Consider the following 25,397-nt stretch of genomic DNA (forward strand, 5'->3'; position numbering starts at 1 on the left):
CACATCAGCTCGACGCCGAGGTCGCGGTCCGGTGTCTCGCTGGGCTCCCCGAAACCGTTCGCACGGTAGAAGCCGATCATCCGTGCACCACCACCGGCTGGCCGTCCGGGTCCACGATCTCGAGCTGGTCGTCGGTCCGGGTCACCTGGTAGCCGTCCAACCGTCGCCGTACCTCTTCCAGGTCCTCCGTCGTGGTCAGATCCAGTCGTACGGCGAACTCGCCCGAAGTGAAGCGGACCGGCGACTCCACGCCCAGGGTCTCCAGGAACCGCTCCCACGCCGCCTGGTCGATCACAGTGAGCTGTGGTGTGACCGACCAGCGCTGGTCGGGTTGTGAGTCGTGCGACTGGTAGCCGTACAGATCCTTGCTGCGCTCGTCGATCCAGATCTTCTGCCCGTCCGGTCCGGTCAGCGAGAGCACGCGTCCGAACGCCTCGTCGAAGACCGTCGCATCGTCGTACCCGGCACTCTCGAGCGTCTCCTTGAGCGCGTCGACGTCCTCCGCCTCGAAGGCGAGGTTGGTCTGCCCGTGCGGCGCTTTGCTGTCGCTCCGCTCGGCGTCGTGCAGCGCGATCATGCCGCTGCCGGCCACCAGTTCCACCCACACGCCCGATTCGGACGTGATCCGGGGACGCAACCCCAGCGTCTCCAGAAACGACCGCATCGCCGCCGTGTCGTCGGTGAACCGTAGCGGCCGGATCACAACCCCGTTCATCCCCGGGCCTCCCCATGCTTGTCCAGGTACTCGGTCAAGGCCTGCTCCACCAATGCGGACAGGCTCGCCGACTCGTCGATCGCCTTGTGCTTGATCCGGCGAATCAGCTCAGGCGGCAGATACACATTGAACTGCGCCTTCTTGCCAGTGAAGTCAGCCATGGCTATATTGCTAGCATCCTAGACAGCTACCAGTCAACTCAGGAGACGACGATGAACCTGCGCTTCGACCACCTCGGTCTGCTCTCCGACACGGCCGCGAAGAACCAGGAGATCGCCGAGTTCTTCGCCGGCGTGCTCGGCCTGGAGATCTCCGGCAACGCCGCCGAGGGCTATGCCGAGGTGAAGGCCGGCGCGATGACGATCGCGCTGCACACCGGCGCGATGGTCGACGACTTCGGCTCGCACGGCGGCACGCTCTTGCAGTTCAGCAGCGACGACGTACGGGCCGACATCGAGGAGATCCGGCGCCGCGGCGGGAACATCGTCCTCGAGCCGGTCGAGACCGACTGGGGTACGACGTCCGCCTACGTCGCCGGACCGCACGGCGTACTGGTGGAGCTCTACAAGTTCACTGCATGACCAGCAGGGCGTCGTCGATCTCCTTGAGCAGCTTGGCTTTCGGGCGGGCGCCGACGACGGACCAGATCACCTCGCCGCGGTGGAACAGCATCAGCGTCGGCAACGCCATCACCCGGTAGCGCGCCGAGATCGACGGGTTCTCGTCGGAGTTCAGCTTCACCACGGTGAGCTGATCGTTGCGTTCGGCCCCGATCTGGGCGAGCACCGGGGCGATCTGGTGGCACGGCGGGCACCACTGCGCCCAGAAGTCCACCAGCACCGGCTTGTCGGAGCGCAGTACCGTCTGGTCGAAGGTCGTCTCGTCGACCGCCTGCAGGTCACTCATGCTTGGTTCGTCCTCCAGCTCTCGGCATCGGTCAGGAGGTCGGTCAGCCGGGCCTTCAGGTCGCTCAGTTCCGCGATCCGCTGATCCACTTCGGCGATCCGGGTGCGATACGCGGTCAGCGACGCCGGGCAGACATCCGCCCGCTCGTTGCCGGCCCGCAGGCACTCGATGAACGGATACGTCTGCTCCGCGGTCAGTCCGAGACTGAGCAACGCCTTCACCTCACGTACGACGACCACGTCATCCTCGTCGTACGCGCGGTACCCGTTGGACTCCCGCCGGGGCTTCAGCAGCCCCTGCGACTCGTAATACCGCACCGCCTTGACCGTCACTCCTGCCTCGGCCGCCACATCGCTGATCCGCATCCCGCCTCCTTCACCCCGACGCTAAACCTTGCCCCCAGGGTCAAGGTCAAGCCAGCATAGTCCGCATGCTCCTCGGCAGCTTCCGTTCGCCAGACCTCGCCCCTCATGGTCGCGTCATCGAGCGAACCGCCGTCCGCGGCGTGCTGTTCCGGGGGCCGGAGTTGCTGCTGCTCGCGTCGCGTCACGGCGACTACAAGTTCCCCGGAGGCGGAGTTGAGCCGGGCGAGTCACACCCCGCGGCGGTGCGCCGGGAGTTCCGGGAGGAGTGCGGGCTGGTCGACGTCAGCGTGGGCCCAGGGCTCGGCTCGACGATCGAGGAGGTGCCGGCGATCGAGCCGGCGTACGACATCTTCCGGATGACCTCGCACTACTTCCGCTGCTCGGGCGGTGCTTCTGGAGGCGTTCGCGAGTTGGAAGCGTACGAGGCTGAGCTGGAGCTGGTGCCGCGGTGGGTGACGGTGGATGAGGCGCTCGCGGCGAATCGAGCTGTGCAGGGCGGTGGAGTCGGAGTGATGCGCTGGCTCGTGCGGGAGACGGCCGTACTCGAGTGGCTGGCCGCTCAGGACACGTAGTCGGTGACCCACTCGCCGAGGATCTTGGCGCTGGCGTCGACGAGGGCGGGCCAGTCGAGGGCGGTTTCATCGGCCGAGTCGGAGACGTGCTTGATGACGCGGACTGGTACGCCGAACTCGCGGCAGGCGTAGACGACGCCGTACGCCTCCATGTCGACCAAATGCGCCCGCTCCGCCAGCCGGGCCCGCACCACCGGGTCGGTGACGAACACATCCCCCGACGCCAGCACGGTCCCGTCACCACCCTCGACCGGCAGCACCTCCTGCGGGTCGATCCCCAGCGCCCGGACCGCGTCCGCGTTGATGTCGTGGTTGATCACCTGCGACGGCAAATACACCCCCGCCATCCCATCCCGCAGCGCCCCCGTCGTGCCGATGTTCAAGACCACCAACCCGGCCGTGTCCCGCCCCGCCAAAGCCCGTGCGGTCGCCACCGCCGCCGCTGTTTTCCCAACGCCCGTAAGGACGACGGGCAGGTCGGCAGGAACGTACCGAGCCTCGGCGCGGATCGCGCTGACGATCAAGTAGCTGGTCACCCGCCGAAGCGTAGTCGGCGGCCAACCCCGCCGTTGAACGATCAGGGCAGGTTCACGTACTTCGCCAGGAATGACCGCGCCGATGGGGTGTCCATCCGGTAAGCGACGTTCGTCGCATAGCAGGGCGTGTCACCGGTGATCGTGGTCGCCGCGAGCACCAGTGTGCCGCCGAGTTCGACGAAGTTCGGGCCTCCCGAGTCGCCGTAACAGGCGCCACCGTTGCCCTGCGGCTCCGTCATGGCCAACCGGACCCAGGTCTTGTTCAACGCATCGAAGTCCACCGGCGCCTTCATCCGGACGCCGCCACCGGGATGCGTCTGCCCACCCGGACCTCTCGCGGCCTCCTGCGTGCCATAGCCGACGACCAGCCAGGATGCAGCATCCAGCGCGCGGCTGCCGAGCCGGTCCAACTGGCCTGCAGCCGGGAGCGTCGCGGGGGTGAAGCTCCAGACGTCGGCTGGATCTGTCGCGCGAGCCGCGAAGTCGATGACGCCGATGTCATGAGCGTCCGCGGATGTACCCGGGAACGCCGCGTCCTGGTGCGTGTCACCTTCGACCGCGTGGTGGTTCGCCACGAAGGCCGCCGCGGTCTGTGCAGGAGTCAGGCCCTGCGCCGCCGCGTCATCCAGGAGCGTCTGCACGTCCTGGTCGAGCGACACGTAGAACGTCGTACCAGCTGGCCAGTCGTCCGTGCAGTGAGCAGCGGTCAGGTAGGTGTCACGGTCAACCATCGTCCCGCTGCACACCCAGTCGAACCGGTCGGGTACGCCATCACCGGTGTTGTCCCACAGCGCCATGAACGCCCCGACCTCGGTCCGCTCAGGCGCCGGCGTCGCGTTGTAAGAGTTGATCGCCGCCGCCGGTGAGACCGACGTGCACACCGCGGCGGTGGTCGCGAGCAGGGCAAGAATCTTGGTCCTCATTGCGCCTCCCCAACCGCCCACCACCTTGGCGAGCGGGCTGCTGGCACCTTATGCCGCCCACCAACCCTTGAGAAGACGTGACCTCACGATCAGAGAGACCCCTTCGGCGCCACCCACTCCACCGGTTGCCCGGTGATCTTCGCGATCCGGTCGTAGTCCTCGTCGTAGTGCAAGACCGTCAGCCCAGCCAGCTCAGCGGTCGCGGCAATGATCAGGTCAGGCAGGCTGAAGTGCCGATGCTGACTCTTTTGCGCGAGCTCGCGATGCACCGCCATCGCACGATCCATCGCCTCGCTGGTCACATCCACCCACCGCTGGCTGTGGAGTGCTCCCCACAAAGTCTCGTACCACTTTGGGTCGGGAGCGTTGTTCAAGTACTCGAGCGCCGCCATCTGACAGGCGGCCAGCCTGCCTTCGACGAGCAGCGATTGGAATCTCCGATAGACGTCGTCGGACCTCGACTGGTACACGTACACCGACGTGTCGGCCAGGTACACGGCGCCTGCCATCATGCGCTGCGGTCCTCCCGAGCACGTTCTGCCAGCCCCTCGAGATCACGGCCGCCGCCGTACCGCCAAGCCTCGTCCGCGCCGGAGAAGTCCATCGGTGCGCTCGCAAAGATTTCGGCGATCTCCCGGCCCCGCCGCCGCACGGCGAGCTCTCGGAGGGCGCCATTGATCGTCTCGACCTTGCTGTCAGTGCCGAGCTCGGCACGAGCGGCCTCCAGCCACTCGTCGTTCACGTCCACGGAGATGCGCGTCATGGCATCGACTTTACACCAGGAAGAACGTCAACGCTGCACCAAAATCAATGCGTGCGTAGCACCAGAATCTCCTGCAATGAGACACCGAGTCGACGTGGGTGCTGGTGCCTCAGCTGACGGTGACGGTGGGTTCGCCGGGTTCGGCAGTCTCGCCCATTTCTTCGGCTATGCGGAGGGCTTCTTCGACCAGGGTTTCCACGATGGCGGACTCAGGGACGGTTTTGATGACCTCGCCCTTGACGAAGATCTGGCCCTTGCCGTTGCCGGAGGCGACGCCGAGGTCGGCTTCGCGGGCCTCGCCGGGGCCGTTCACGACGCAGCCCATGACGGCGACGCGGAGCGGGACCTCCATGCCCTCGAGGCCGGCGGTGACCTGCTCGGCCAGGGTGTAGACGTCGACCTGGGCGCGGCCGCAGGACGGGCAGGAGACGATCTCCAGCTTCCGCTCCCGCAGGTTCAGCGACTGCAGGATCTGCAGGCCGACCTTGACCTCCTCGACCGGCGGTGCGGACAGCGAGACGCGGATCGTGTCGCCGATCCCCTTCGACAGCAGCGCGCCGAACGCGACCGCGGACTTGATCGTGCCCTGGAACGCCGGCCCGGCCTCGGTCACGCCGAGGTGCAGCGGCCAGTCTCCCGCCTCGGACAGGAGCTCGTACGCGCGCACCATCACGACCGGGTCGTTGTGCTTGACCGAAATCTTGAAGTCGTGGAAGTCGTGCTCCTCGAACAGCGACGCCTCCCAGACGGCCGACTCGACCAGCGCCTCGGGCGTCGCCTTGCCGTACTTCTGCAGCAGCCGGGGATCCAGCGAGCCGGCGTTCACACCGATCCGGATCGACGTACCGTGGTCCTTCGCCGCGGCCGCGATCTCCTTCACCTGGTCGTCGAACTTGCGGATGTTGCCCGGGTTCACCCGGACCGCCGCGCAGCCGGCCTCGATCGCGGCGAACACGTACTTCGGCTGGAAGTGGATGTCGGCGATCACCGGGATCTGCGAGTGCCGCGCGATCTCCGGCAGCGCGTCCGCGTCGTCCTGCGACGGGCACGCGACCCGGACGATGTCACAGCCGGCCGCGGTCAGCTCCGCGATCTGCTGCAGCGTGGTGTTGACGTCCGCGGTCAGCGTCGTGGTCATCGACTGCACCGACACCGGCGCGTCCCCGCCGACCAGCACCTTGCCCACCTTGATCTGGCGGGTCTTGCGGCGGGGGGCGAGGGTCGGCGGCGGCAGCGCGGGCATGCCCAGGTTGATGCTCATCTGTCCTTCGAGTTATCCGTTGAAGAGTTTGATCGGGTTCACGATGTCGGCGATGACGAGCAGGACGCCCATCACCACAATGACGCTGGCCGCCACGTACGCGATCGGCAGCAGCTTGGCCACGTCGACGTACCCGGGGTCGGGCCGGTGGAACAGCTTGGCGAAGCCGCGCCGGATGCCCTCCCAGATCGCGCCGGCCATGTGGCCGCCGTCCAGCGGTAGCAGCGGGATGAAGTTGAACAGGGCCAGGAACAGGTTCAGTGAGGCGAGCAGCGAGACCAGGAACGCGATCCGCTGGCCGCCAGTGAGCGACTGGTTCGAGGCGATCTCGCCGGCCACCCGGCTGGCGCCGACGACGCTCATCGGGCTGTCCTCGTCACGGTCGCCGCCGACGATCGACTTGGCCACGCCGACCAGCTTCTCCGGGAAGTTGCCGAGCGCCTTCACCGTCGCGACGGTCAGCTCGCCCATCCGGCTGACGGCGAAGCCGAAGTCCTGCCGCTCCACCTTCATCACCGGCGAGACACCGAGGAACCCGACGGACACGATCTTGTCCGAGCCGGCCTCCTCGGGCACCTGGTTGATGATCGTGTGCGTCTCCAGCGTCTGCTGCTGGCCGTTGCGCTCGACAACGATCGTGGCGGGCTTGTCGGTGTTTGCCCGGATCAGCGGGGTCAGCTGGTCCCAGCTGGTGATCTGGGTGCCGTTGAAGGACACGATCTTGTCACCGACCTGGAACCCGGCGTCCTTCGCCGGCGACACCTTGTCACCCGGCTCGCACTTGCGGTCCGCGGTCGCCTGCGAGGCCGGGATGACGCAGTCGGTGACGGTCGACACAGTCGTCTGCGCGACGTTGGCGCCGTACAGCATGAAGAGGCCTGCGAACAGCAGGAAGGCGATGGCGACGTTGACCAGCGGTCCGGAGGCCATCACGATCAGCTTCTTCCACCACACCTTCTGGTAGAACAGCCGGCCGTTGTCCTCCGGCGCGATCGTCTCGTACTCCGCGGTCCGCGCGTTCTCCACCATCGACTGGATCGGGCCGGTGTTGGCCTTGCGGACCTTGTTCGGGTCCTGGCCCTTGGCCGGCGGCATCATGCCGATGATCCGGACGTATCCACCGGCCGGGATCAGCTTGATGCCGTACTCCGTCTCACCGCGCTTGGTGGACCAGATCGTCCGGCCGAACCCGACGAAGAACTGGGTGACCTTCATCCCGAAGGCCTTCGCCGGCAGCATGTGGCCGAGTTCGTGCAACGCGACCGAGACCAGGATGCCGGCCACGAACAGCACGATGCCGATGAAAGTGAGAAGCGCGGTCATGCCTTCGTGGTCTCCTGTACGCCGGTAAGTTCACGGGCCCGCGCGCGGGCCCAGCTGTCCGCCGCGAGTACGTCGTCGATGGACAGCTCCTCGTACGAGGGTACGTCGTGATCGGTCACCACCCGGGCCACCGTGTCGACGATCGCGAGGAACGGCAGCCTGCCGTCCCGGAACGCCTGGACGCAGACCTCGTTCGCGGCGTTGAACACGGCCGGAGCGGTGCCGCCGCGGGTCCCGGCCTCGCGGGCCAGCTGGACCGACGGGAACGCCTCGTGGTCGAGCGGGAGGAACTGCCAATTGCTCGCCTCGGCCCAGTTCCACGGCGGCGACGCGTCCGGTATCCGGTCGGGCCAGCCAAGACCGAGCGCGATCGGGAGCGTCATCGTCGGCGGCGACACCTGAGCCAGGGTCGACCCGTCGTAGAACTCCACCATCGAGTGCACCGCCTGCTGCGGGTGTACGACGACGTCCACCCGCTCCATCGGGATGCCGAACAGCAGGTGCGCCTCGATCAGCTCCAGGCCCTTGTTCACCAAGGTGGCCGAGTTGATCGTGACGACCGGGCCCATCGCGAAGTTCGGGTGGGCAAGGGCTTGCTCGACCGTGACGTCCTCGAGGGTGTGCCGCGGCCGGCCCAGGAACGGACCGCCACTCGCGGTGAGCAGGAGCTTGCGGACCTCGTCGGCCGAGCCGCCGCGCAGACATTGCGCGATCGCACTGTGCTCGGAGTCGACCGGGACGATCTGACCGGGCTTGACCCTGCGGGTGACCAGCGGGCCGCCGATCACCAGCGACTCCTTGTTGGCCAGAGCCAGGGTGTTGCCGGCATCGAGAGCGGCGAGCGTCGGCCGCAACCCGACCGACCCGTTGATGCCGTTGAGAACCACGTCACACGGCATCGCGGCGATCTCGCTGGACGCGTCCGGGCCGGTGAGGATCTTCGGGATCCGGAACTCGCCCTGCGCGTAGCCCTTCCGCTTCGCCTCGGCGTAGAACGCGAGCTGGAGATCCTGGGCGACCGTGGCCTTCGCGACCGCGACGACCTCGACGCCGTACTCGAGCGCCTGCTCGGCGAGCAGGGCGACGTTGTCGCCGCCGGCCGAGATCGCGAGCACCCGGAACCGGTCACGGTTCCGGCCGATCAGCTCCAGCGCCTGCGTGCCGACAGAGCCGGTCGACCCGAGGATGACGACGGTTCGCGGATTCACGTCGGCCATTGTCCCAGGTGAACACCCATGGTGACGATTCGCAGTACCTTTGGGGGCATGAGTCTGGAGCAGCCGCCGCCCATGCCTCGGGCCTCGGACAACGACCGCGAGCGCGCCGCCGCCGTGGTCCAGGAAGCACACAGTGATGGCCGGCTGGATTTCGAGGAGCTGGACGAGCGTCTGACCCAGATCTACTCGGCCAAGACCCAGTTGGAGCTGCGCAACGCGACGGCCGACCTGGTGCCGGTGCGGTCCGGCAGCAATGCGGCCGAGGTGGTGATCCGGGCCAAGCACAGTGCGCAGAAACGTGAGGGCGCCTGGCAGGTGCCGGAGCGCGTCGTCGCGACGGCCGAGCACTCGTCGCTGCGCCTCGACTTCACCGACGCGGTGGTCCGCTGGCCGGAGATCGAGGTGAGCGCGGATATCCAGCACAGCTCGATCGTGATGATCGTGCCGCCGGGCTGGTCGGTCTCCATCGACGACGTGGAGCTGTCCCACGGCTCGTCCAAGAACAAGACCACCGCTGCCGCCCCCAACGGCGTCCACCTGCGCGTCACCGGCCGCGCCAAGCACAGCTCCTTCGTCGTCCGCCACCCCCGCAAACGCCACTGGTGGTGGCCCTGGTACCGGAAGTAGCACGGGATAGCGTGAGGCCATGACGGCTTCTCTGGATCTGGTGGATGTCGACTCCTTGCTGAGCGAGGAGGAGGTTGATGTCCGGGCGGCGGCTCGGCGGTTCGCGGATGAGCGGTTGCGGCCATCGTTGCCGGAGTGGTTCGAGTCGGCGACGATCCCGGCGCGGGAGCTGGCCAAGGAGCTGGGGGCGCTCGGGTTCCTCGGGATGCATCTCACCGGGTACGGCTGTGCCGGCCTCGGCCCGGTCGCCTACGGGCTCGCCTGTCTGGAGATCGAGGCGGCCGACTCCGGCATGCGTTCGCTGGTGTCGGTGCAGGGATCGCTGGCGATGTACGCGATCTGGAAGTACGGCAGCGAAGAGCAGAAGAACGAGTGGCTCCCGCGGATGTCCGCGGGTGAGGCGATCGGCTGCTTCGGGCTGACCGAGCCGGACTTCGGCTCGAACCCGGCCGGGATGCGCACCAACGCCCGCCGCGACGGCGACGACTGGGTGCTCAACGGCTCGAAGATGTGGATCACCAACGGTTCCGTCGCCGATGTCGCGGTCGTCTGGGCCCGGACCGACGACGGTGTGCGCGGCTTCGTCGTACCGACATCGACGCCTGGCTTCTCGGCGCCGGAGATCACCCGGAAGATGTCGCTGCGTGCGTCGGTCACGTCGGAGCTGGTGCTGGACGACGTACGGCTGCCGGCGTCCGCTCTGCTTCCTTTGGCGCAGGGCCTGTCCGGCCCGCTCGGGTGTCTCAATGAAGCGCGCTTCGGCATCATCTTCGGCGCGATGGGTGCCGCGCGGGACTGCCTGGAGACGGCGATCGCCTACGCCGGTGAGCGCGTGGTGTTCGACAAGCCGCTGTCGGCCTACCAGCTGACCCAGGCGAAGTTCGCCGACATGGCAGTGGAGCTGAACAAGGGCATCCTGCTCGCGGTTCACCTCGGCCGGCTGAAGGAGAAGGGCACGCTCCGGCCCGAGCAGGTCAGCGTCGGCAAACTCAACAACGTCCGCGAGGCCATCGCAATCGCTCGCGAGTGCCGCACGATCCTCGCGGCCAACGGCATCAGCGGCGAGTACCCGATCATGCGCCACGCCAACAACCTCGAGTCCGTCCTCACCTACGAGGGCACCTCCGAGGTCCACCAGCTCGTCATCGGCCAATCCCTCACCGGCCACGCCGCCTTCCGCTGATGCTGGCCGAGCCGCAGCTGGACCGTGCGGCTCTGGTGGAGGCGGTCAGGACGTCGTACGGCGTCTCGCCCGTCAGCCTGCGCTTCATACCCGTCGGCTGGACGTCCGTGAGCTACGAACTACAGACCGACGACACGCGCTACTTCCTCAAGCTCACTGACCAGACGTCTCGTCTGCCCCTGGTGCGCCGCCTCCACGAGCTGGGCTTCCGCGCTCGACTTCCGTACCCGATGGAGACGCTCGACGGCCGCCTCTCAGCCCACACACCAGCAGGCGAGGCCGTGCTCTCCCCCTTCCTCCCCGGTACGACGCCGCCCGGCTGGCCGAGCTGGTCCGACGCCGTACTCGACGAGCTAGGTCGAGCGCTGGCAGACCTGCACGCGACGCCACCGCCAGTGCCGCTCCCACAGGAGCAGTTCGCCTTCGACGTCGTACCGGATCTGCCTCGGGCGGTCCTCACTCGGCTGGAGCAGTTGCAGTACGTCGTACGCCGACTGTCGCAACCGCTCGTCCTGTGCCACACGGACCTGATCGGCGACAACCTGCTCGTCGACGAGGACGGCAGATTGAGTGCGCTGGACTGGGACGACGCCAAGCTCGCGCCACCGGAGAGCGACCTTGCGCTGCTCCTGCATGGCGAGCAACCAGTCGACGACCACGCGCTCCGGCGAGTGCTGTCCGTCTACTCCGGACCGCTCGAGATCGACCGCTTCGCCTTCTTCCTGCTCCGGCGCTACGCGGAGGACTACTCAGCGCGCGTACGCCGCCTCGAACAGGGTGGGCTATCACCCGCCGATCTCGAGGAGGCTCGGGCAGGGATGGTCACCTGGGGATCGGCGCAGTGGTCCCGGCTCGACCGGACGCTGGACCTGGTGCGTGCGTCGCTTGATGCATGAGAAAAGAGCGCCTGGGTACTGTGCGTGAGCAGGGTTACGGAACGTCATCACAGTCAGGAGTCGCTCATGAGGATCGGGGCCGGGATCGCGCTGATCGCGATCGGGGCCATCATCGCGTTCGCCATTCGTGATACGTCGGAGTCGCTGAATCTGACCGCCCTCGGAATCATCATCATGCTGGCCGGCGTGGCCGGGATCTGGGTGTCGTACCAGATCGCCAACCCGCGACGGCGCAGCGAGCACAAGGTGCTCGATCCGTCGGTGGAGAAGCAGTACCGGACCACTCCGCCGGAGCAGGTGGCCACCCGCCCGATCGACGTCACCCCAACCCATCTGCGCGACGAGGAGTGAGCTTCTTCAGCAGGTAGTCGCAAGCGTCGTTGTGAGTACGCACGACGACGCCTGCGGCATCTTGCTCGGTCCAGGTGTCGACGACCTGAGAGCCAGGCCACTGCCGGTAGCCGAGGCGTTCATAGAGGCGGCGTGCGGCGGGGTTGTCCGGTTCGACGGCCAGGCCGATGGCGTTGCGGCCCCAGTCTGTGGCCAGCGCCTCGGCGGCGCGGATGATCGCCGTACCGATGCCTTGGTTCTGGACATAGGCGTGCAGGGCGTTGATCTCGACCGGATCGTCGGCCGCGCGGACTTCGGCGTACTTCGACTGGCGCAGGAGCATGGTGTGACCGACGACCTCGCCGTCGCGATGCGCGAGCAGGAACAGGCCGTCACCGTGTTCCTGGGTCTCCCAGCGGGCGCGGAGGTGATGCTGGGTCACGGGTCCGGCCGTGGCGATCAGCCGGTCGACGTCCGCGCGGGTGGCGGGTTTGATGTCCATCTCCCGACCGTAGCGATCCGCGCCGCATGAGCCGACCGAATTTAAGGGTGACTGAAGGCACGGTCCTAGGGTGGAGGACGAGGGGTGATCACGATGGACAGGAATCGGGAACTGCTGGAGCGGCTGTGGCCGATGGACGGGCAGCTGGCCTTGTCGGCGGAGGCGGAGCACGAGCTGCGGGCCGAGGACTACGTACTGGAGATGCCTCAGTCCGGTGAGCGGATCGTCGGGCGGGACAAGATGCGGGCGATGCAGCAGGAATACCCGAATCCGCCGTCGATCGAGGTCCAGCGCATCACCGGCGCCGGCGACCACTTCGTCCTCGTCGGCCGCTCGGACTACGGCGGCGACATCTACTACGTGGCGAACATCGTCGAGTTCAAGGACGGCCGGATCGCCCGCGAGACCAGGATCTACGGCTCGCCGTTCGATCCACCCGAATGGCGGTCGAAGTACGCCGAGTAGTTGCCTCAAGCAATCTACTTGGCGACCTCGGTGGCGCGGGACTCGCGGACGACGGTGACCCGGATCTGGCCCGGGTACGTGAGCTCCTCCTCGACCTGCTTGGCGATGTCGCGCGCCATCACCTGCGCCGCGATGTCGTCGACCGCATCCGGCAGCACCATCACCCGGATCTCCCGGCCGGCCTGCATCGCGAACACCTTCTCGACCCCGTCGTGGTGCATCGCGATCTCCTCCAGCCGCTCGAGCCGCTGCACGTACGCCTCCAGCGACTCGCGCCGCGCACCCGGCCGGCCACCGCTGACCGCGTCCGCCGCCTGGGTGAGCACCGCCTCGACGGTCCGCACCTCGACCTCGTTGTGGTGCGCCTCGATGCAGTGCACGACGTCGTCGTTCTCGCCCCACTTGCGGGCCAGCTCTGCCCCGACGATCGCGTGGCTGCCCTCGGACTCGTGCGTGAGCGCCTTGCCGATGTCGTGCAGGAACGCGCCGCGCTTGCACAGCTTCGGATCCAACCCGAGCTCGGCCGCCATCATGCCCGCGATGTGCGCCGACTCGACCAGATGCTTGAGCACGTTCTGCCCGTACGACGTCCGGTAGCGCAGCAGGCCCATCGTCCGCGCGAGCTCCGGGTGCAGGTCCGTGATACCGACCTCGGCCATCGCGTCCTCGGCCGCCCGCTCGCACAGCTCGGCGACCTCACCCTTGCTGCGTTCGTAGATCTCCTCGATCCGGCTCGGGTGGATGCGTCCGTCCAGCACCAGCGAATCCAGCGTCAGCCGTGCGGTCTCCCGCCGTACCGGATCGAAGCAGGACAGCAGCACCGCCTCCGGGGTGTCGTCGATGATCAGGTTGACCCCGGTCGTCTGCTCGAACGACCGGATGTTGCGACCCTCCCGGCCGATGATCCGGCCCTTCATGTCGTCGCTTGGCAGATGTACGACGGAGACGACCGACTCGCTGGTCTGCTCCGACGCCAGCCGCTGCACCGCGCCAGTGATGATCTTGCGGGCCTTCGTCTCGCCCTCATCCAGCGCCTGACGCTCGATATCGCGGACGATCGCGTGCGCGTGCCGCTTCGCCTCCGCCTCGATGGCGGCGACCAGCTCGGCCTTGGCCTGCTCGCTGGTCAGATTCGCGACGCCTTCCAGGATCCGGCGGCGCTCGTCCTCCAGGTCGCGGATCTCGGCCTTGCGCCGGTCCAGCTCGGCCAGTTGCGCGGTCAGCTCGGTCTGGCGTTCCTCGATCGCGCGGTGCTGCTCGTCGAGACGCTCCTCCCGCTCGGTCAGCCGGTGCTCGCGACGTTCCATCTCCAGCCGTTGCTCACGCAGGTCGTCGCGGATCGACTGCGCCTCCGACTCGGCTTCCCGCCGTAAGTCGGACGCCCGCTGCTCGGCCTCACGCCGTACCTCCGAGGCCCTGTCCTCCGCGGCCCGGCGGATCTCCTCGGCCCGCTGCTCGGCCGCCTCCGCCCTCACCCGCAGTACGGCGGCTTCCTCCTCGGCCTGGCGACGGACCAGCTCGGCCGCGGACTTGGCATGCGCGGCGACGGTCGCAGCCTCCACCTGTGCCTCGGCGGCCGACGTGTCGACCGCCTTGCGGCGCGACAGGGTGAAAGCGATCCACGCCAGGAGTCCGGTGATGATCACGCCGATCACGACCAGGCCGATGGACGCTGGTGGCGGCGGGGCCGCGAGTACGTGGGAGGCCGTCGCAGCGGCCGTCGGATCGGCCGCCGTTCCGGCAGCCGTTTCGGCAGGGAAGGACACTAGCGGCAGGGACGCGATCGACATCGGCGTCTCCCCTCATCGAGTCGCGCACCGGGCGGGACTTTGGCGTCGGTCGAAGGGATTCGCCACTTGTGCGGTCGGCGGAAGGTGCAGCTGTCCGACGGTACGGCTGACCGCACCACCGGTACCGGCGGTGCATTCATTGCTGCCGTTACGGCTCGCGGTGTCCGGTGTGCCGACCTGCCGGCGCCTGACTCGGCAGTCCCCAGAATTGCCGGTCCCGAGCAATCGGCCACAGCACACTCGCTGTCCGTGCTCGTTGGCCGCCGCCACCGTCGGACCCGCCCATCGCGGTTCCGTCTATCCGACGGCGGTGCGAGTCGCCGTCGTCCGTCCTTCAGCTCGGTCGAGCGTCGTTTCGTGTCTTCTCTCCGGCCGGTCGGCCGGTGATCAACCGGCCCGCCGGTGCTATATCCGCCACCGTCAGGTGGAGTGATCCCTCACTGATTCCGAGGCTAGGCGTGCCCCCCTAGCCGGTCAAGACGGACACTCACACCCCAGCCCACCTATCACTACGCGTTCTCCCCCCACCTATTTCCGTCATCCCGCGACCAAGTCGCGTATCCCCCACACCGCCCTCCTCTCACCTCAACCGGTTCATCCACCAACCCCCAACCGGCCCTGTCCCCAAGAATCACCGGCCGCCGGCACCCCACCCGGCGCCGGGTGGCAAGCCCGCCGCCAGTTACCGCCCGCCGCGCCGGACGCCGTGCGCGCAACCCGGCACTAGATGCCAAGCACGCCACCTGTGCCGACCGCCGCGTCCTTGCTCCGGCTGTGTGCCCGCCCCAGTCGGGCGGCTGCGGGGTGTGCAGCGGTACTGCGGCTGCGGGTGCGGTGGTTACTAGTCGCGTGGACCGGGGAGGCCGCCCTCTGACTCGTTGGAGGGTTCGGGGTCGCCGTCGGTCCGACCAGTGACGGTGCCACCAGTCTGCGTGCCCTCCGGCCGTGATCCAGCCGAACTGCTGGGCTCCGCCGACGGATCAGGCGTCTCACCGCCCACAACTCCCCCGCCACCAGACTCAGGTGCGCGCCCACCCCCAGGCGCAGCCACATTCCCACCCGACCCCCCAGCCTGCCCCGAAGCATCCGGAGCCCCATCCCCAGTCCCCGTCTCCTCCTCCGGCCCTGAACTAGTACTCACAGTCCCCTCAGCCGACGCCTCATCGCCACCAGCCCCCGCACCAGACGCCTCACCGCTCGCCTGCTCCCCGGCTGACTGCTCCTGCGCGGACGTCTCTCCGCTCGCCTGCTCCGCGGCTAACTGCTCAGCGCTCGATTGCTTCTGCGCGGACGTCTCGCCGCTTGGCTGTTCTTCCGATGCCGACCCTGCGGTTGGGTCCTGCCCGGACGGTTCGGTGGATGGGGCTTGTTCGGTGGGTGGCTGGGATGAGGCGCCGGCGCCGGACTGGGAATCTACGTACTTGCCGACCTTCTCCTGGACGGAGTCGACCTTCTCGGCGTATTTCCCGCCGGTCTGCTTGTCGATCAGATCTCCGGCCTTCTCCACGCCGGCCTTGATCTTGTCCGGGTTCTGCTTGACGACATTCCGGAGCCAGTTCTTCGCCTGTTCCTGGAAATCGTTCATTGCACCCTCCGCGGTGTCAGGGGCGGATCGACGAAAAATCCCAGCCTACGGACCGGCCAAAACACCGACCCACTTCGCATGACACACCGTGACCCCCCACCCGTCAACGCCCCTCGCCGTACGACCCCACCGCCAACACCCCGCGCCATACAAACGCTCTCCGCGCCCTCGCCGTACAGCCACACCGCCCACACCCCTCGCCCGACGACCACACGGCCAACACCGCTCGCGGTACGAAACGCTATCCGCGCCCCCTCGCCATACAGCCACGCCGCCAACACCTCTCGCCGTATGGGCACCGCTTTCAACGCCGCTAGCTGCACGACCACACTGCCGGCGCCCTTCGCCGTACGGGCACCGCTTTCAACGCCAGTCGCCGTACTGACACACTGTCGGCGACCTCCCGCATGGACGCGTGTGAGGCGCCCGTCGCAGTACGGACGCGCTGTGAGCGAGCTTCGCCGTACTGCTCGGCGCTGCAGCGAATCGAGGCGAACAGCCGATGCGTGCACCGTGGCGACGGGCCTACCTACCCTCGAGCTGCGCCTTCGCCAGATGCGGTGGTGCGAAGACGAGCCAGCCGTCGAGGAGTGCTTCGCTCAAAACCGGCTCGGAGACCTTGTCGAGTTCGATCAGTACGGCGGCGTAGTTGTCGAAATGCGGGATCGTGAAGAACCCGTCATCCGCCCGTGCAGCAAGTACCGCTTCCTTCTCCGCGAGATCCTCAACGCGGATCGCCAGGATCGGCTCACCCGGCGGGGTTTCGTCACCGAAGCGCCGCAGATCCGCCTTGCTGAACGGCCGTTCCCACGCATAGGCCTTGCCGCCGACCGCCCACGTCCGGTGGCCATGCCGCGTCGTCTCCACCGTCTCCGGCAACGCCCCGACCAACCGCTCCACATCCTCGAACGTCGCCATGCCGATCACGCTACTCGGCCCCCTCACCCGGTGGAACAACGACGCCGCCTCGGGCGGGGACGTGTAGCCCGAGGCGGGGCTGGTCGGATTTAGCCGCAACGTGTGGGGTGTCGCCGCGAGGGCTAGGACAACTCCTTGGGACCTCGGACATGAAATAGATCCTCGCCGTACACCAGATCGAACATGCCGGGACCGGACTCGGGTCCGAGGGGTCAGTCGGGCTCGAGGCCGGAGGAGTCCAGGAGGGGGAGCTCTTCGTGGGTGGCGGACAGTTCTTGCTTGACGATGGTTATGGCCAAACCGCCGGGGTACCCCTTGCGGGCGAGCATGCCGAGCAGCCGGCGCATCGCAACCTCCCGCTCCAGGGACCGCATGGACTTGAGCTTGCGGCGAACCAGGGCTCGAGCGGTTTCCTCCTCCTGCTCCGGATCCAACTCATCCAGCGCGTCGCGGGCCAGCTGATCATCCACTCCCCGGCGGCGCAGCTCCTGAGCCAGCGCACGTTTACCAAGCCCACGCCCACGGTGCCGAGATTCGACCCACGCATTCGCGAACGCCGCGTCATCGATCAGCCCGACCTCGGTAAACCGGTCGAGCACCTCGTCCGCGACCTCGTCGGGGATCTTCCGCTCCGCCAGCAGCCCAGCCAACTCAGCACGGCTCCGAGGCTGCCCCGTCAACTTGTCCAGCAAAATCGTCCGAGCCGCCGAATGCGGATCGGCCGCCTGATCCAGCTCAGGATCCATCGGCTGGTCCGGCCCATCCGCCGTCCGCTTTCTTCCCCGCCGAGACCCACCAAACTCCCGCCGCCGCACCACCCGCCGGCTTCCACCCCCAGCCCCGCCGCCCCCACGCCGGCCCCCACCGCCATCCCCAGCCCGCTGTCCCACATGCCCAGCGTCATCCGCATTCGCATCCCCAGGCGCCATACGCTCGCCGATTTCACCCAACACCCGAGCGTCACCCAGACGCCCAGCGTTAGCCGCACGCCCACCACCCCCAGGCGTCGCAGGCTCCCCTACATCACCCGACACGCCATCCTCACCACGGCGCCCAGCGCCAGCCGCACCCTCACGCTCAGGTGTCCGACGGCCGCCTACCTCACCCAACACGCCAGCGTCAGCCCGACGGTCAGCGCCAGCCGCAAGATGATTCGTGAGCGCAGGCTTCAGGTGCTCGCCTGTCGCATCCCGAGCTTCATCCCCCACCCCATGCTCGACCTGACCAGCTCGATCAACTGTGGCGGGAACGCCGGCTCGGTCGGGTGTGGCGGGAAGCTGTGGCTGGTGTGGCGTGCCGTCAGCCGACCCGTCGTCCGGGTCGGCCCATGGGTCGTAAGGCTTCGCGTCGGACCTACGACCTCGTGACGAACTGGAGGACGGCGCCTCATCGTCAGCGAAGGCCTTCGCTGCCGCCCATCGGTCGGCCGCCTCCGAAGCTCCTCGAGCTCCGCCGGTACGCCCCGCGCCACGAGACTCCCCGCGCTCATCCGGCGCGACGTCCTCTCCGTCTCCCCAAGGATCCGCGGACTGCGCCATCCGCCGGGATCCGCCCGTACGCCCGGCCCCACGAGACTCGGGATGCTCATGCGACGCGACGTCCGCTGCGTCTCCCCACGGATCCGCCTCCTGCGGGTTCCGCTGGGTTCCGCCGGTACGACGGCGACCGGGCTTCGGGTGAGCGTCGGGCGCAGCATCTGCGCCGTCGTTCCAGGGATCTGCGGTTCCGGGGGTTCGACGGATTCTGCCGACACGGTGGTTTGCGCGGCCCGACTGAGATGGATCGTCGCTTGCTTCGTCCCAAGGGTCGTCCGGGTCCGCAGCGCGCCTGATTCCGCCGGCAGTACGGCGAGGTGGACGCGAGGAGGACGCCTCCTCGGGTACGGCCTCGGACGCATCGGGCTGTGGATCGGCGGAGGTCCGTCCGCCGGCCGGTAGGCGACGCGGGTTGGCCGTGGATGGCTGGGAGTTGTCCGTGGTTGACGAGGTGGCGCTTGGCCCTTGGGCCAGTAGGGATCGGGCGAGGGCCAAGCGCTCGTCGTGGGGTAGGGACAGTGCCGCGGGAGCAGCGTCGTCGGCAGGTGAGTGCCGAGGAGCGCTGCTGCCCGCGGCGGGTCGATCAGAAGTCGACATCGACCTCGACCGGCGCGCCGGCGTCGGCGGGCTGGTCCACGGTGGCCCCGATGCCCATCTTCTCCTTGATCTTCTTCTCCAGCTCGTTGGCCAGATCCGGGTTGTCGCGCAGGAAGTTCCGCGCGTTCTCCCGGCCCTGGCCGAGCTGGTCGCTCTCGTAGGTGAACCAGGCGCCGGCCTTGCGGACGAAGCCCTGCTCCACGCCGAGGTCCAGCAGGCTGCCCTCGCGGCTGATGCCCTGACCGTAGATGATGTCGAACTCGGCCTGCTTGAACGGCGGGGCCACCTTGTTCTTCACGACCTTCACCCGGGTCCGGTTGCCGACGAAGTCGGTACCGTCCTTCAGCGACTCGATCCGGCGGACGTCCAGCCGGACCGAGGCGTAGAACTTCAGCGCCCGGCCACCGGTCGTGGTCTCCGGCGAGCCGAACATGACGCCGATCTTCTCGCGCAGCTGGTTGATGAAGATCGCCGTCGTCCCGGTGCCGTTGACCGCGCCGGTCATCTTCCGCAGCGCCTGGCTCATCAGCCGGGCCTGCAGACCGACGTGGCTGTCACCCATCTCGCCCTCGATCTCGGCCCGTGGCACCAGCGCGGCCACCGAGTCGATCACCACGATGTCGATCGCGCCGGAGCGGACCAGCATGTCGGCGATCTCCAGCGCCTGCTCACCGGAGTCGGGCTGCGAGACCAGCAGCGCGTCGGTGTCGACGCCCAGCTTCCGCGCGTACTCCGGGTCGAGCGCGTGCTCGGCGTCGATGAAGGCCGCGATCCCGCCGGCCCGCTGCGCGTTGGCGACCGCGTGCAGCGCGACTGTCGTCTTACCCGAGGACTCTGGGCCGTAGATCTCCACCACCCGGCCGCGGGGCAGGCCGCCGATCCCGAGCGCGACGTCGAGCGCGATCGAGCCGGTCGGGATGACCTCGATCGGAGCCCTGCCCTGCTCGCCCAGCCGCATCACGGCACCCTTGCCACACTGCCGCTCGATCTGCGTCAGCGCGGTCGCCAGCGCCTTCTCCCGATCCGCCGCCGCGCGTTCCGCACTCGCTGCACCAGCCATGTGACTGCCACCTGACCCATCTGCTAATCGGGGCCGCTGTCTCAGCCGCCCGAAGGAATTTCGTTGTCGCCAGAGAAGGTATTGGTCACGTCGGACAGTTTTCGTCGCCACTTCGAATCTGTGGACAACTCGGCCGGTCCGGCGAGACCCATCGGCACCAAAATAGCCCGAACACGTGTTCGAATCCCAACTGACACGCCGAAGCTGCCCCGACAACCATCCTGGCCCGCGCACTCCCTACTCTTGCGGGCGTGGCAGACCGTCCCGACATCCCCGACTCCGCCGTGGTCCTCGCGCTCAGCCGGGTCGAGTTCGGCATCGACTCCGTACTCGACGCGCTCCGCACCCAGGACCCGTTCGGCATCCGCAGCATCCTCGCCGAGTACTCCGCCCAGGAGCAACCCAATCTGGCCGAGAAAGGCCTGATCGTGGCGATCGACCGGCTGCTGAAGATGAAGGTGCCCGGGCACGCGGAGTGGCCGACGCTACCACTGGCCGAGCGCTGCGACTGGTGGGTGGAGCGCCTCGGCGGCTTCGCGGCAGTCGCGGCGGGCCTCCCCCGCATCAGTGGTGCGGCTGCGGACCGGCTGCCGATCAAGGACACCCTCGGCGCATCCGTACAGGCCATGGTGATCGGCGCGGTCTGCCGCGAGTACGGCGTCGAGGCGCATGCCGACCGTACGGCGGTCATCGCACGTGTCCTGACAGCCCGTCCGATCACACCGGACGACGTACTCAAGTACGACGACCCGAGTGTCGCCGGCCAGGAGGTCGCCAAGCATCTGGGGCTGGGTGACGAGGCGGAGGAGGCGGGACTCCGCAAGGGGATCCGGCTGGTGTGGCGGCTGAGCAAGCTGTTCGGCGGGCTGAGTGAGGTGTTCGAGGAGCGCCCACGCGGCAGCATCGGCGCCAGGCTCATCGGCAAGCTCCCGGCTGTCGGTGTGGTCGGCGGGTACTTCGACGAACGCAAGGGCATCCGCAAAGCGGCGTACGCGGCGGCGGACCTCCTCACCACCAGCGCGTTCCGCGTCCGGCCGCTCGCGTGACGGGCTGGGTCCTCTGCCACAGGACTGGGATGATCTCGGCATGACTGGGATCGTCATCGTACGAGCGGACGAGAGCTGGCCGGCGCAGTACGAGAAGACCGCGCATGCGATCAGTGCACTTCTCAAGGACAAGGCACAGCGGATCGATCACATCGGATCGACCTCTGTGCCGAACCTGCCCGCCAAGGACATCCTCGACATCCAGGTGACGGTCGGGACCGAGCCGGAGCTGGACGACGTCGCAGAACTGATGGCCGCAGCGGACTGGGAGCTCCGGCCGCCCAAACGCGACCACCCGGTGCCCGGTCTGCCGACTGACGAGCTGGAGTGGGTCAAGCGCCTGCTGGTAGAGCCCATGTACCGCCGCCGCGTGAACCTGCACGTTCGTGTAGCCGGCCGGGCGAACCAGCGCTACGCACTTCTGTTCCGCGACTACCTGCGCAGCCATCCGGAGACAGCCGCGGCGTACGGCGAGTTCAAGCGCCGGGCGGCGGCGCTGCCCATCGAGTCGGTCGGGGACTACTCCGACCTCAAGGATCCTGTCTGCGACCTCATCTACCTGCCTGCCGAGGAGTGGGCTGCCCGTACGGGCTGGACGCCCTGACCTGCGAGGCAGAAGAACGCACGGTGAGCGGAGGACTACAGCACGGTCGTTGACCCTGCACGACCTAGCCCGGCACGCTGGGGCGGGGGTGCGTCGAGACAGTCCGGCGTGCGGGCGGGCGTCCCTCCAGGGGGCGTGATTCGGGTGGGTGGAGCAGGACGGCTGGCGGCGCTGCCGTGCGGCAAGGTGTCCAAGTGGATCGTGCTGGCACTGTGGATCGTCGCCATAGGGGTGTCCTTCGGGCCCGCCGGCAAGCTGACAGGTGCTCAAGAGAACGACGCGGTGTCCTGGCTGCCGGGAAAGGCCGAGTCCACTGAGGTGCTCAAAGCCAGTGAGCAGTTCTCGTCACCGGACGAGATCCCAGCGGTCCTCGTGTACGAGCGATCGGGCGGCATCACTCCGGCCGACCAACAGGCGGTAGCAGGGCACGTAGCGCAGTACCGGCAATTGCCGGACGTTGACCGCGAGGTGGTCGGACCGATCCCGTCGGACGACGGCAAAGCGCTACAAGTCCTCGTTCCGATCAACGCGGGCACTGGCGGCTGGGAGTTGCTCGGCGACCGGGCAAAGGACATCAGGCGCGTGGCGGCGGAGCGACCGGAGGGGTTGTCGTTCCACATCACTGGGCCCGGTGGCTTCGCCGCCGACTCGCAGGAAGCGTTCTCGGGTATCGACGGCAAGCTCCTGTATTCCGCCGCCGGAGTGGTCATCGTCATCCTCCTGCTGACCTACCGCAGTCCTGTCCTGTGGCTGCTGCCGCTCCTCTCCGCAGGTGTCGCTCTCACCGCGGCACAGGCCGTCGTCTACCTGCTGGCCACCAAAGCGGATCTCACCGTCAACGCCCAGAGCGCAGGCATCCTCACAGTCCTCGTGTTCGGTGCAGGGACGGACTACGCCCTGCTGCTGGTGGCTCGCTATCGAGAGGAACTCAGGCGACACCAGGACAGGCACGAAGCGATGGCCTTCGCACTGCACCGGTCCGGCCCTGCCATCGTCGCCTCCGGCTCGACTGTCGTCGCAGGCATGCTCTGCTTGCTGCTGGCCTCGATGAACTCGACCAGAGGCCTCGGTCCGGTCGCAGCAGTCGGCATCGTCGTCGCACTGCTCGCCATGCTCACCTTGCTGCCCGCTCTGCTCGTCATCTGCGGCCGCTGGGTGTTCTGGCCGCTGCGACCGACGTACGGATCCGCGGACCACACAGAGACGAGCGTGTGGGGCCGCATTGGGCGGCGGATCGCCGTACGACCACGGCTCACCTGGATCACCACCTCAGTCCTGCTGGCCGCCGCGGCGCTCGGAATGCTGAGCCTCAACGCGAACGGGCTGTCCAACGAAGCTTCCTTCACGGGTACGCCTGACTCCGTGGTCGGTGAGAAGGTCTTGGCCGCCCACTTCCCGGCCGGCGCGGGCAATCCCCTCGTCGTGGTGAGCAACGCCGACAAGGCGGCAGAGGTGCGTACGGCGATGCAGTCGACACAAGGCATCTCCGCAGTGGCAGAGCCCCGGATCGGCGGCGGACGGGCATACCTCGAAGGGACCCTCGCGGACGCAGCGGACAGTCAGGCAGCCAAGGACACGGTCGACCGTGTGCGGGAGTCGGTGCGTGCGGTCCAGGGCGCTGACGCGTTGGCAGGCGGTGGAACAGCGATCCTGCTGGACACCCAGCGGGCGTCCGCTCACGACAACAAGGTGATCATTCCCGCGGTGCTCGCAGTGGTACTGGTGATCCTCGCCTTGTTGCTCCGGGCACTGATCGCACCGGTGTTGCTGGTGGCAACGGTCGTACTGTCGTTCGGCGCGGCACTGGGGATCAGTTCGCTGGTCTTCCAGTACGTGCTGGGTTTCGAAGGTGCGGACCCGTCGCTACCGCTGTTCGTCTTCGTCTTCTTGGTTGCCTTGGGCATCGACTACAACATCTTCCTGATGACCCGGGTGCATGAGGAAGCGAAGACGCACGGGACCCGCCGCGGCGCGCTGATCGGCGTCGCAGCGACCGGTGGTGTGATCACCTCGGCGGGCCTGGTGCTGGCCGGGACGTTCGCGGTGCTGGCGACGATGCCGGTGGTGGCGTTCGCGGAGATCGGTATCGCGGTGGCGCTGGGGGTCCTGCTCGACACCATCGTGGTCCGGTCGGTGCTGGTCACCGCGCTCAACCTCGACATCGGCCGGCACCTGTGGTGGCCGAGCAAGCTGGCTCAGAAGCGCGATCCAGAGCCGATCGACGAGGTACAGGAGCCGGAACCGACGCTGACCGGCCGCTGAAGCCGGAAACCTGACTGACCGGCAGCTGAGCTTGTCAGCTGCCGGTCAGCGTTCGCTGGGTGGGAGTTGCAGGTGTGCCCAGACGGCGCGCCAGACAGTCTTGGCGTGTTCGCCGTCGGCCAGGGCCTCGACGACCGTACGGCCGCCGAGTTCCTGGACGACCTGGGTCTCGGCCCAGGTCCGTGCATAGGCGGGACCGAGATGGTGATCCATCCGCGCCCAGAACTCCGTCAGTCTCATGCCTGCCCGTCGTCATCCTTCGGTGGCTGTCCCCAGCCACCCTGTGCTCCACCCTGCTGCCCTGGCTTGCCCTGCGGAGGCTGGCCCTGCGGAGGCTGGCCCTGCGGAGGCTGTGCCTGCGGCGGCTGCTGGCCCCAGCCACCTTGGCCCTGCTGAGGCGGCTGGCCCGGCTGACCTGGCTGGCCCTGGGGCGGACCCCACTGACCCGGCCGGCCCTGCTGTGGCTGAGGTTGTCCAGGGTACTGCGGCTGCCCAGGCTGCCCCTGGTACGGCGGCTGACCCGGCTGCTGCTGGGGCGGCTGGCCCGGGCCTGGCTGACCCGGGTACTGCCCAGGCTGACCGCCGTACTGGCCCGGCTGACCGCCGTACTGCCCTGGCTGACCCGGCTGACCGCCGTACTGGCCAGGGCCGGACTGCGCGTATCCAGGCTGCTGTCCCTGCTGGTACGGCGGCTGACCGCCGTACTGCGGACCCCACTGGCCCGGCTGTGGCTGGCCTGGGTACTGACCGTATTGCCCGTAGCCCTGCTGGGCCTTCGCCTTGCGACCGCGCAGTACGAGGAACACGACCGCGGCGGCGGCCAGCAACAGCAGCACGATGATGAGGATGATCGCCCACATCGGGAAGCTGCTGCCCGCCTCGGAGGTCAGCGACACCTTGCCGAGCTTGTCGAGGCTGTCGTACGTCGCCGTCCGGCCGTCGATCTTGGCACTGTCGTCGTGCTCGAGAATCTTGCCCGGCATGGTGATCTTGAAGTTCACGCTCGGGTTGGTGCTGGACGGGACCTGGCCGAGGTCGTCCGCCTTCACCGACACCTTGATCTGGTCGCCCTCCTTGCGGAAGCCGACGCCGTCACCGCTCGAGCTGCCCATCTTGTCGAACGGGACGCCCTCGAAGGTGCAGTTGGAACCGACGTACCGGTCGTCCTCGTACTGCTTGCAGGTGACCCCGTCGGTGGTGGTCTCCTTGATCCCGCTCTCGATCTGCTGGCGGACCTTGTCGAGCGACTGGCCGCTGGACTCCAGCAGTTGCTTGTCGACGCCGATCTGCATATTCCCCGAGACGGTCTCGTTCGAGTTGACCTTCAGGTCGGCGTCGAGTTTCACGCACCCGGTCAAGGCGACCAGGCACGCCACGACGACGAGCGCTGCACGTACGCGGTTCATCATGCCGACG

Annotated in this window: 29 protein-coding genes; 10 read left to right on the plus strand and 19 right to left on the minus strand. The window is 67.9% G+C overall.

Going from position 1 to position 25,397, the window contains the following annotated elements; genetic code table 11:
- Nucleotides 1-76: 76 nt before the first annotated feature.
- Both EV646_RS03705 and EV646_RS03710 read right to left on the minus strand, forming a co-directional pair.
- Complete coding sequence (locus tag EV646_RS03705) at nt 77-715, minus strand: VOC family protein (protein WP_132143842.1); 639 nt, start codon at nt 713-715, stop codon at nt 77-79.
- On the minus strand, nt 712-876 hold the full coding sequence (locus EV646_RS03710) for a ribbon-helix-helix domain-containing protein (protein WP_132143844.1): 165 nt from the start codon (nt 874-876) through the stop codon (nt 712-714). Before EV646_RS03710 ends, EV646_RS03705 begins: the two co-directional genes overlap by 4 nt.
- Nucleotides 877-927: 51 nt before the next feature.
- Between EV646_RS03710 and EV646_RS03715 the strand changes: the two genes are divergently transcribed.
- Nucleotides 928-1,296: a VOC family protein gene (locus tag EV646_RS03715; RefSeq protein ID WP_132143846.1), complete on the plus strand. Its 369-nt coding sequence runs from the start codon at nt 928-930 to the stop codon at nt 1,294-1,296.
- Here the strand turns inward: EV646_RS03715 and trxA are convergent.
- Both trxA and EV646_RS03725 read right to left on the minus strand, forming a co-directional pair.
- Nucleotides 1,286-1,621, minus strand: coding sequence for a thioredoxin (gene trxA / locus EV646_RS03720; protein ID WP_132143849.1), 336 nt, complete (start codon nt 1,619-1,621; stop codon nt 1,286-1,288). The two genes, EV646_RS03715 and trxA, sit on opposite strands and share 11 nt — an antisense overlap.
- Nucleotides 1,618-1,986, minus strand: coding sequence for a MerR family transcriptional regulator (locus EV646_RS03725; protein WP_132143851.1), 369 nt, complete (start codon nt 1,984-1,986; stop codon nt 1,618-1,620). The genes trxA and EV646_RS03725 overlap by 4 nt, the downstream gene beginning before the upstream one ends.
- Before the next feature lie 65 nt (nt 1,987-2,051).
- Here EV646_RS03725 and EV646_RS03730 point away from each other — a divergent pair, with 65 nt between their 5' ends.
- Nucleotides 2,052-2,558 carry an NUDIX domain-containing protein gene (locus EV646_RS03730; RefSeq protein WP_132143853.1) on the plus strand — a complete coding sequence of 169 codons (507 nt, stop codon included), beginning with the start codon at nt 2,052-2,054 and terminating at the stop codon, nt 2,556-2,558.
- On the opposite strand, the gene EV646_RS03735 is transcribed toward EV646_RS03730, so the two are convergent.
- The 7 genes from EV646_RS03735 to dxr form a co-directional block, all read right to left on the minus strand.
- Nucleotides 2,546-3,094, minus strand: coding sequence for a nucleosidase (locus EV646_RS03735; protein WP_132143855.1), 549 nt, complete (start codon nt 3,092-3,094; stop codon nt 2,546-2,548). The two genes, EV646_RS03730 and EV646_RS03735, sit on opposite strands and share 13 nt — an antisense overlap.
- A gap of 41 nt (nt 3,095-3,135) precedes the next feature.
- Nucleotides 3,136-4,017, minus strand: a complete 882-nt coding sequence (locus EV646_RS03740) for a trypsin-like serine protease (RefSeq protein WP_132143857.1) — start codon at nt 4,015-4,017, stop codon at nt 3,136-3,138.
- An 89-nt stretch (nt 4,018-4,106) separates the two neighbouring features.
- On the minus strand, nt 4,107-4,529 hold the full coding sequence (locus EV646_RS03745; protein WP_132143859.1) for a PIN domain nuclease: 423 nt from the start codon (nt 4,527-4,529) through the stop codon (nt 4,107-4,109).
- Complete coding sequence (locus EV646_RS03750; RefSeq protein WP_132143861.1) at nt 4,526-4,780, minus strand: type II toxin-antitoxin system VapB family antitoxin; 255 nt, start codon at nt 4,778-4,780, stop codon at nt 4,526-4,528. The genes EV646_RS03745 and EV646_RS03750 overlap by 4 nt, the downstream gene beginning before the upstream one ends.
- 109 nt (nt 4,781-4,889) lie before the next feature.
- Nucleotides 4,890-6,041, minus strand: a complete 1,152-nt coding sequence (gene ispG / locus EV646_RS03755; RefSeq protein ID WP_132143863.1) for a flavodoxin-dependent (E)-4-hydroxy-3-methylbut-2-enyl-diphosphate synthase — start codon at nt 6,039-6,041, stop codon at nt 4,890-4,892.
- A gap of 12 nt (nt 6,042-6,053) precedes the next feature.
- Entirely contained in the window at nt 6,054-7,364 is a 1,311-nt protein-coding gene (locus EV646_RS03760; protein WP_132143865.1) for a M50 family metallopeptidase, read from the minus strand.
- Nucleotides 7,361-8,581 (minus strand): 1-deoxy-D-xylulose-5-phosphate reductoisomerase, encoded by a 1,221-nt coding sequence (gene dxr / locus EV646_RS03765; RefSeq protein ID WP_199236767.1) that lies wholly within the window; start codon nt 8,579-8,581, stop codon nt 7,361-7,363. The genes EV646_RS03760 and dxr overlap by 4 nt, the downstream gene beginning before the upstream one ends.
- Nucleotides 8,582-8,629: 48 nt before the next feature.
- Here dxr and EV646_RS03770 point away from each other — a divergent pair, with 48 nt between their 5' ends.
- From EV646_RS03770 to EV646_RS03785, 4 genes are all read left to right on the plus strand, one after another.
- Complete coding sequence (locus EV646_RS03770) at nt 8,630-9,208, plus strand: DUF1707 SHOCT-like domain-containing protein (RefSeq protein ID WP_132143868.1); 579 nt, start codon at nt 8,630-8,632, stop codon at nt 9,206-9,208.
- A 19-nt stretch (nt 9,209-9,227) separates the two neighbouring features.
- Complete coding sequence (locus EV646_RS03775) at nt 9,228-10,391, plus strand: acyl-CoA dehydrogenase family protein (RefSeq protein WP_132143870.1); 1,164 nt, start codon at nt 9,228-9,230, stop codon at nt 10,389-10,391.
- Complete coding sequence (locus tag EV646_RS03780; protein WP_132143872.1) at nt 10,391-11,287, plus strand: aminoglycoside phosphotransferase family protein; 897 nt, start codon at nt 10,391-10,393, stop codon at nt 11,285-11,287. The genes EV646_RS03775 and EV646_RS03780 overlap by 1 nt, the downstream gene beginning before the upstream one ends.
- Before the next feature lie 66 nt (nt 11,288-11,353).
- A complete protein-coding gene (locus EV646_RS03785; RefSeq protein ID WP_199236768.1) occupies nt 11,354-11,638 on the plus strand; it encodes a DUF6458 family protein in 285 nt (94 codons plus the stop codon).
- Here the strand turns inward: EV646_RS03785 and EV646_RS03790 are convergent.
- Entirely contained in the window at nt 11,607-12,119 is a 513-nt protein-coding gene (locus EV646_RS03790; RefSeq protein ID WP_132143874.1) for a GNAT family N-acetyltransferase, read from the minus strand. The genes EV646_RS03785 and EV646_RS03790 overlap by 32 nt on opposite strands.
- A gap of 93 nt (nt 12,120-12,212) precedes the next feature.
- On the opposite strand from EV646_RS03790, the gene EV646_RS03795 reads away from it, so the two are divergent.
- Complete coding sequence (locus tag EV646_RS03795; protein ID WP_132143876.1) at nt 12,213-12,584, plus strand: nuclear transport factor 2 family protein; 372 nt, start codon at nt 12,213-12,215, stop codon at nt 12,582-12,584.
- 14 nt (nt 12,585-12,598) lie between these two features.
- On the opposite strand, the gene rny is transcribed toward EV646_RS03795, so the two are convergent.
- From rny to recA, 5 genes are all read right to left on the minus strand, one after another.
- A complete protein-coding gene (rny, locus tag EV646_RS03800) occupies nt 12,599-14,374 on the minus strand; it encodes a ribonuclease Y (RefSeq protein ID WP_241995245.1) in 1,776 nt (591 codons plus the stop codon).
- A gap of 841 nt (nt 14,375-15,215) precedes the next feature.
- A complete protein-coding gene (locus EV646_RS39190; protein ID WP_199236769.1) occupies nt 15,216-15,959 on the minus strand; it encodes an antitoxin in 744 nt (247 codons plus the stop codon).
- 525 nt (nt 15,960-16,484) lie between these two features.
- Entirely contained in the window at nt 16,485-16,877 is a 393-nt protein-coding gene (locus EV646_RS03810; RefSeq protein ID WP_132143878.1) for an MmcQ/YjbR family DNA-binding protein, read from the minus strand.
- A gap of 212 nt (nt 16,878-17,089) precedes the next feature.
- Nucleotides 17,090-17,623 (minus strand): regulatory protein RecX, encoded by a 534-nt coding sequence (locus tag EV646_RS03815; protein WP_241995247.1) that lies wholly within the window; start codon nt 17,621-17,623, stop codon nt 17,090-17,092.
- A gap of 1,372 nt (nt 17,624-18,995) precedes the next feature.
- Nucleotides 18,996-20,069 carry a recombinase RecA gene (gene recA / locus EV646_RS03820; protein WP_132143880.1) on the minus strand — a complete coding sequence of 358 codons (1,074 nt, stop codon included), beginning with the start codon at nt 20,067-20,069 and terminating at the stop codon, nt 18,996-18,998.
- Nucleotides 20,070-20,320: 251 nt separating this feature from the next.
- Here recA and EV646_RS03825 point away from each other — a divergent pair, with 251 nt between their 5' ends.
- From EV646_RS03825 to EV646_RS03835, 3 genes are all read left to right on the plus strand, one after another.
- Nucleotides 20,321-21,115: a hypothetical protein gene (locus tag EV646_RS03825; protein WP_132143882.1), complete on the plus strand. Its 795-nt coding sequence runs from the start codon at nt 20,321-20,323 to the stop codon at nt 21,113-21,115.
- Between the two features lie 40 nt (nt 21,116-21,155).
- The gene (locus EV646_RS03830; protein WP_132143884.1) at nt 21,156-21,719 is read left to right on the plus strand and encodes a GrpB family protein; all 564 of its coding nucleotides are present in this window, start codon (nt 21,156-21,158) and stop codon (nt 21,717-21,719) included.
- Between the two features lie 144 nt (nt 21,720-21,863).
- On the plus strand, nt 21,864-23,981 hold the full coding sequence (locus tag EV646_RS03835; protein WP_132143886.1) for an MMPL family transporter: 2,118 nt from the start codon (nt 21,864-21,866) through the stop codon (nt 23,979-23,981).
- A 45-nt stretch (nt 23,982-24,026) separates the two neighbouring features.
- Here EV646_RS03835 and EV646_RS03840 read toward each other — a convergent pair whose 3' ends face one another.
- Together EV646_RS03840 and EV646_RS03845 are read right to left on the minus strand one after the other, a co-directional pair.
- Nucleotides 24,027-24,221: a DUF3046 domain-containing protein gene (locus EV646_RS03840; RefSeq protein WP_132143888.1), complete on the minus strand. Its 195-nt coding sequence runs from the start codon at nt 24,219-24,221 to the stop codon at nt 24,027-24,029.
- Nucleotides 24,218-25,390, minus strand: a complete 1,173-nt coding sequence (locus tag EV646_RS03845) for an LppM family (lipo)protein (protein ID WP_132143890.1) — start codon at nt 25,388-25,390, stop codon at nt 24,218-24,220. Before EV646_RS03845 ends, EV646_RS03840 begins: the two co-directional genes overlap by 4 nt.
- Nucleotides 25,391-25,397: the final 7 nt, after the last annotated feature.

The organism is Kribbella antiqua (assembly GCF_004345665.1).
Classification (GTDB): Bacteria; Actinomycetota; Actinomycetes; order Propionibacteriales; family Kribbellaceae; genus Kribbella; species Kribbella antiqua.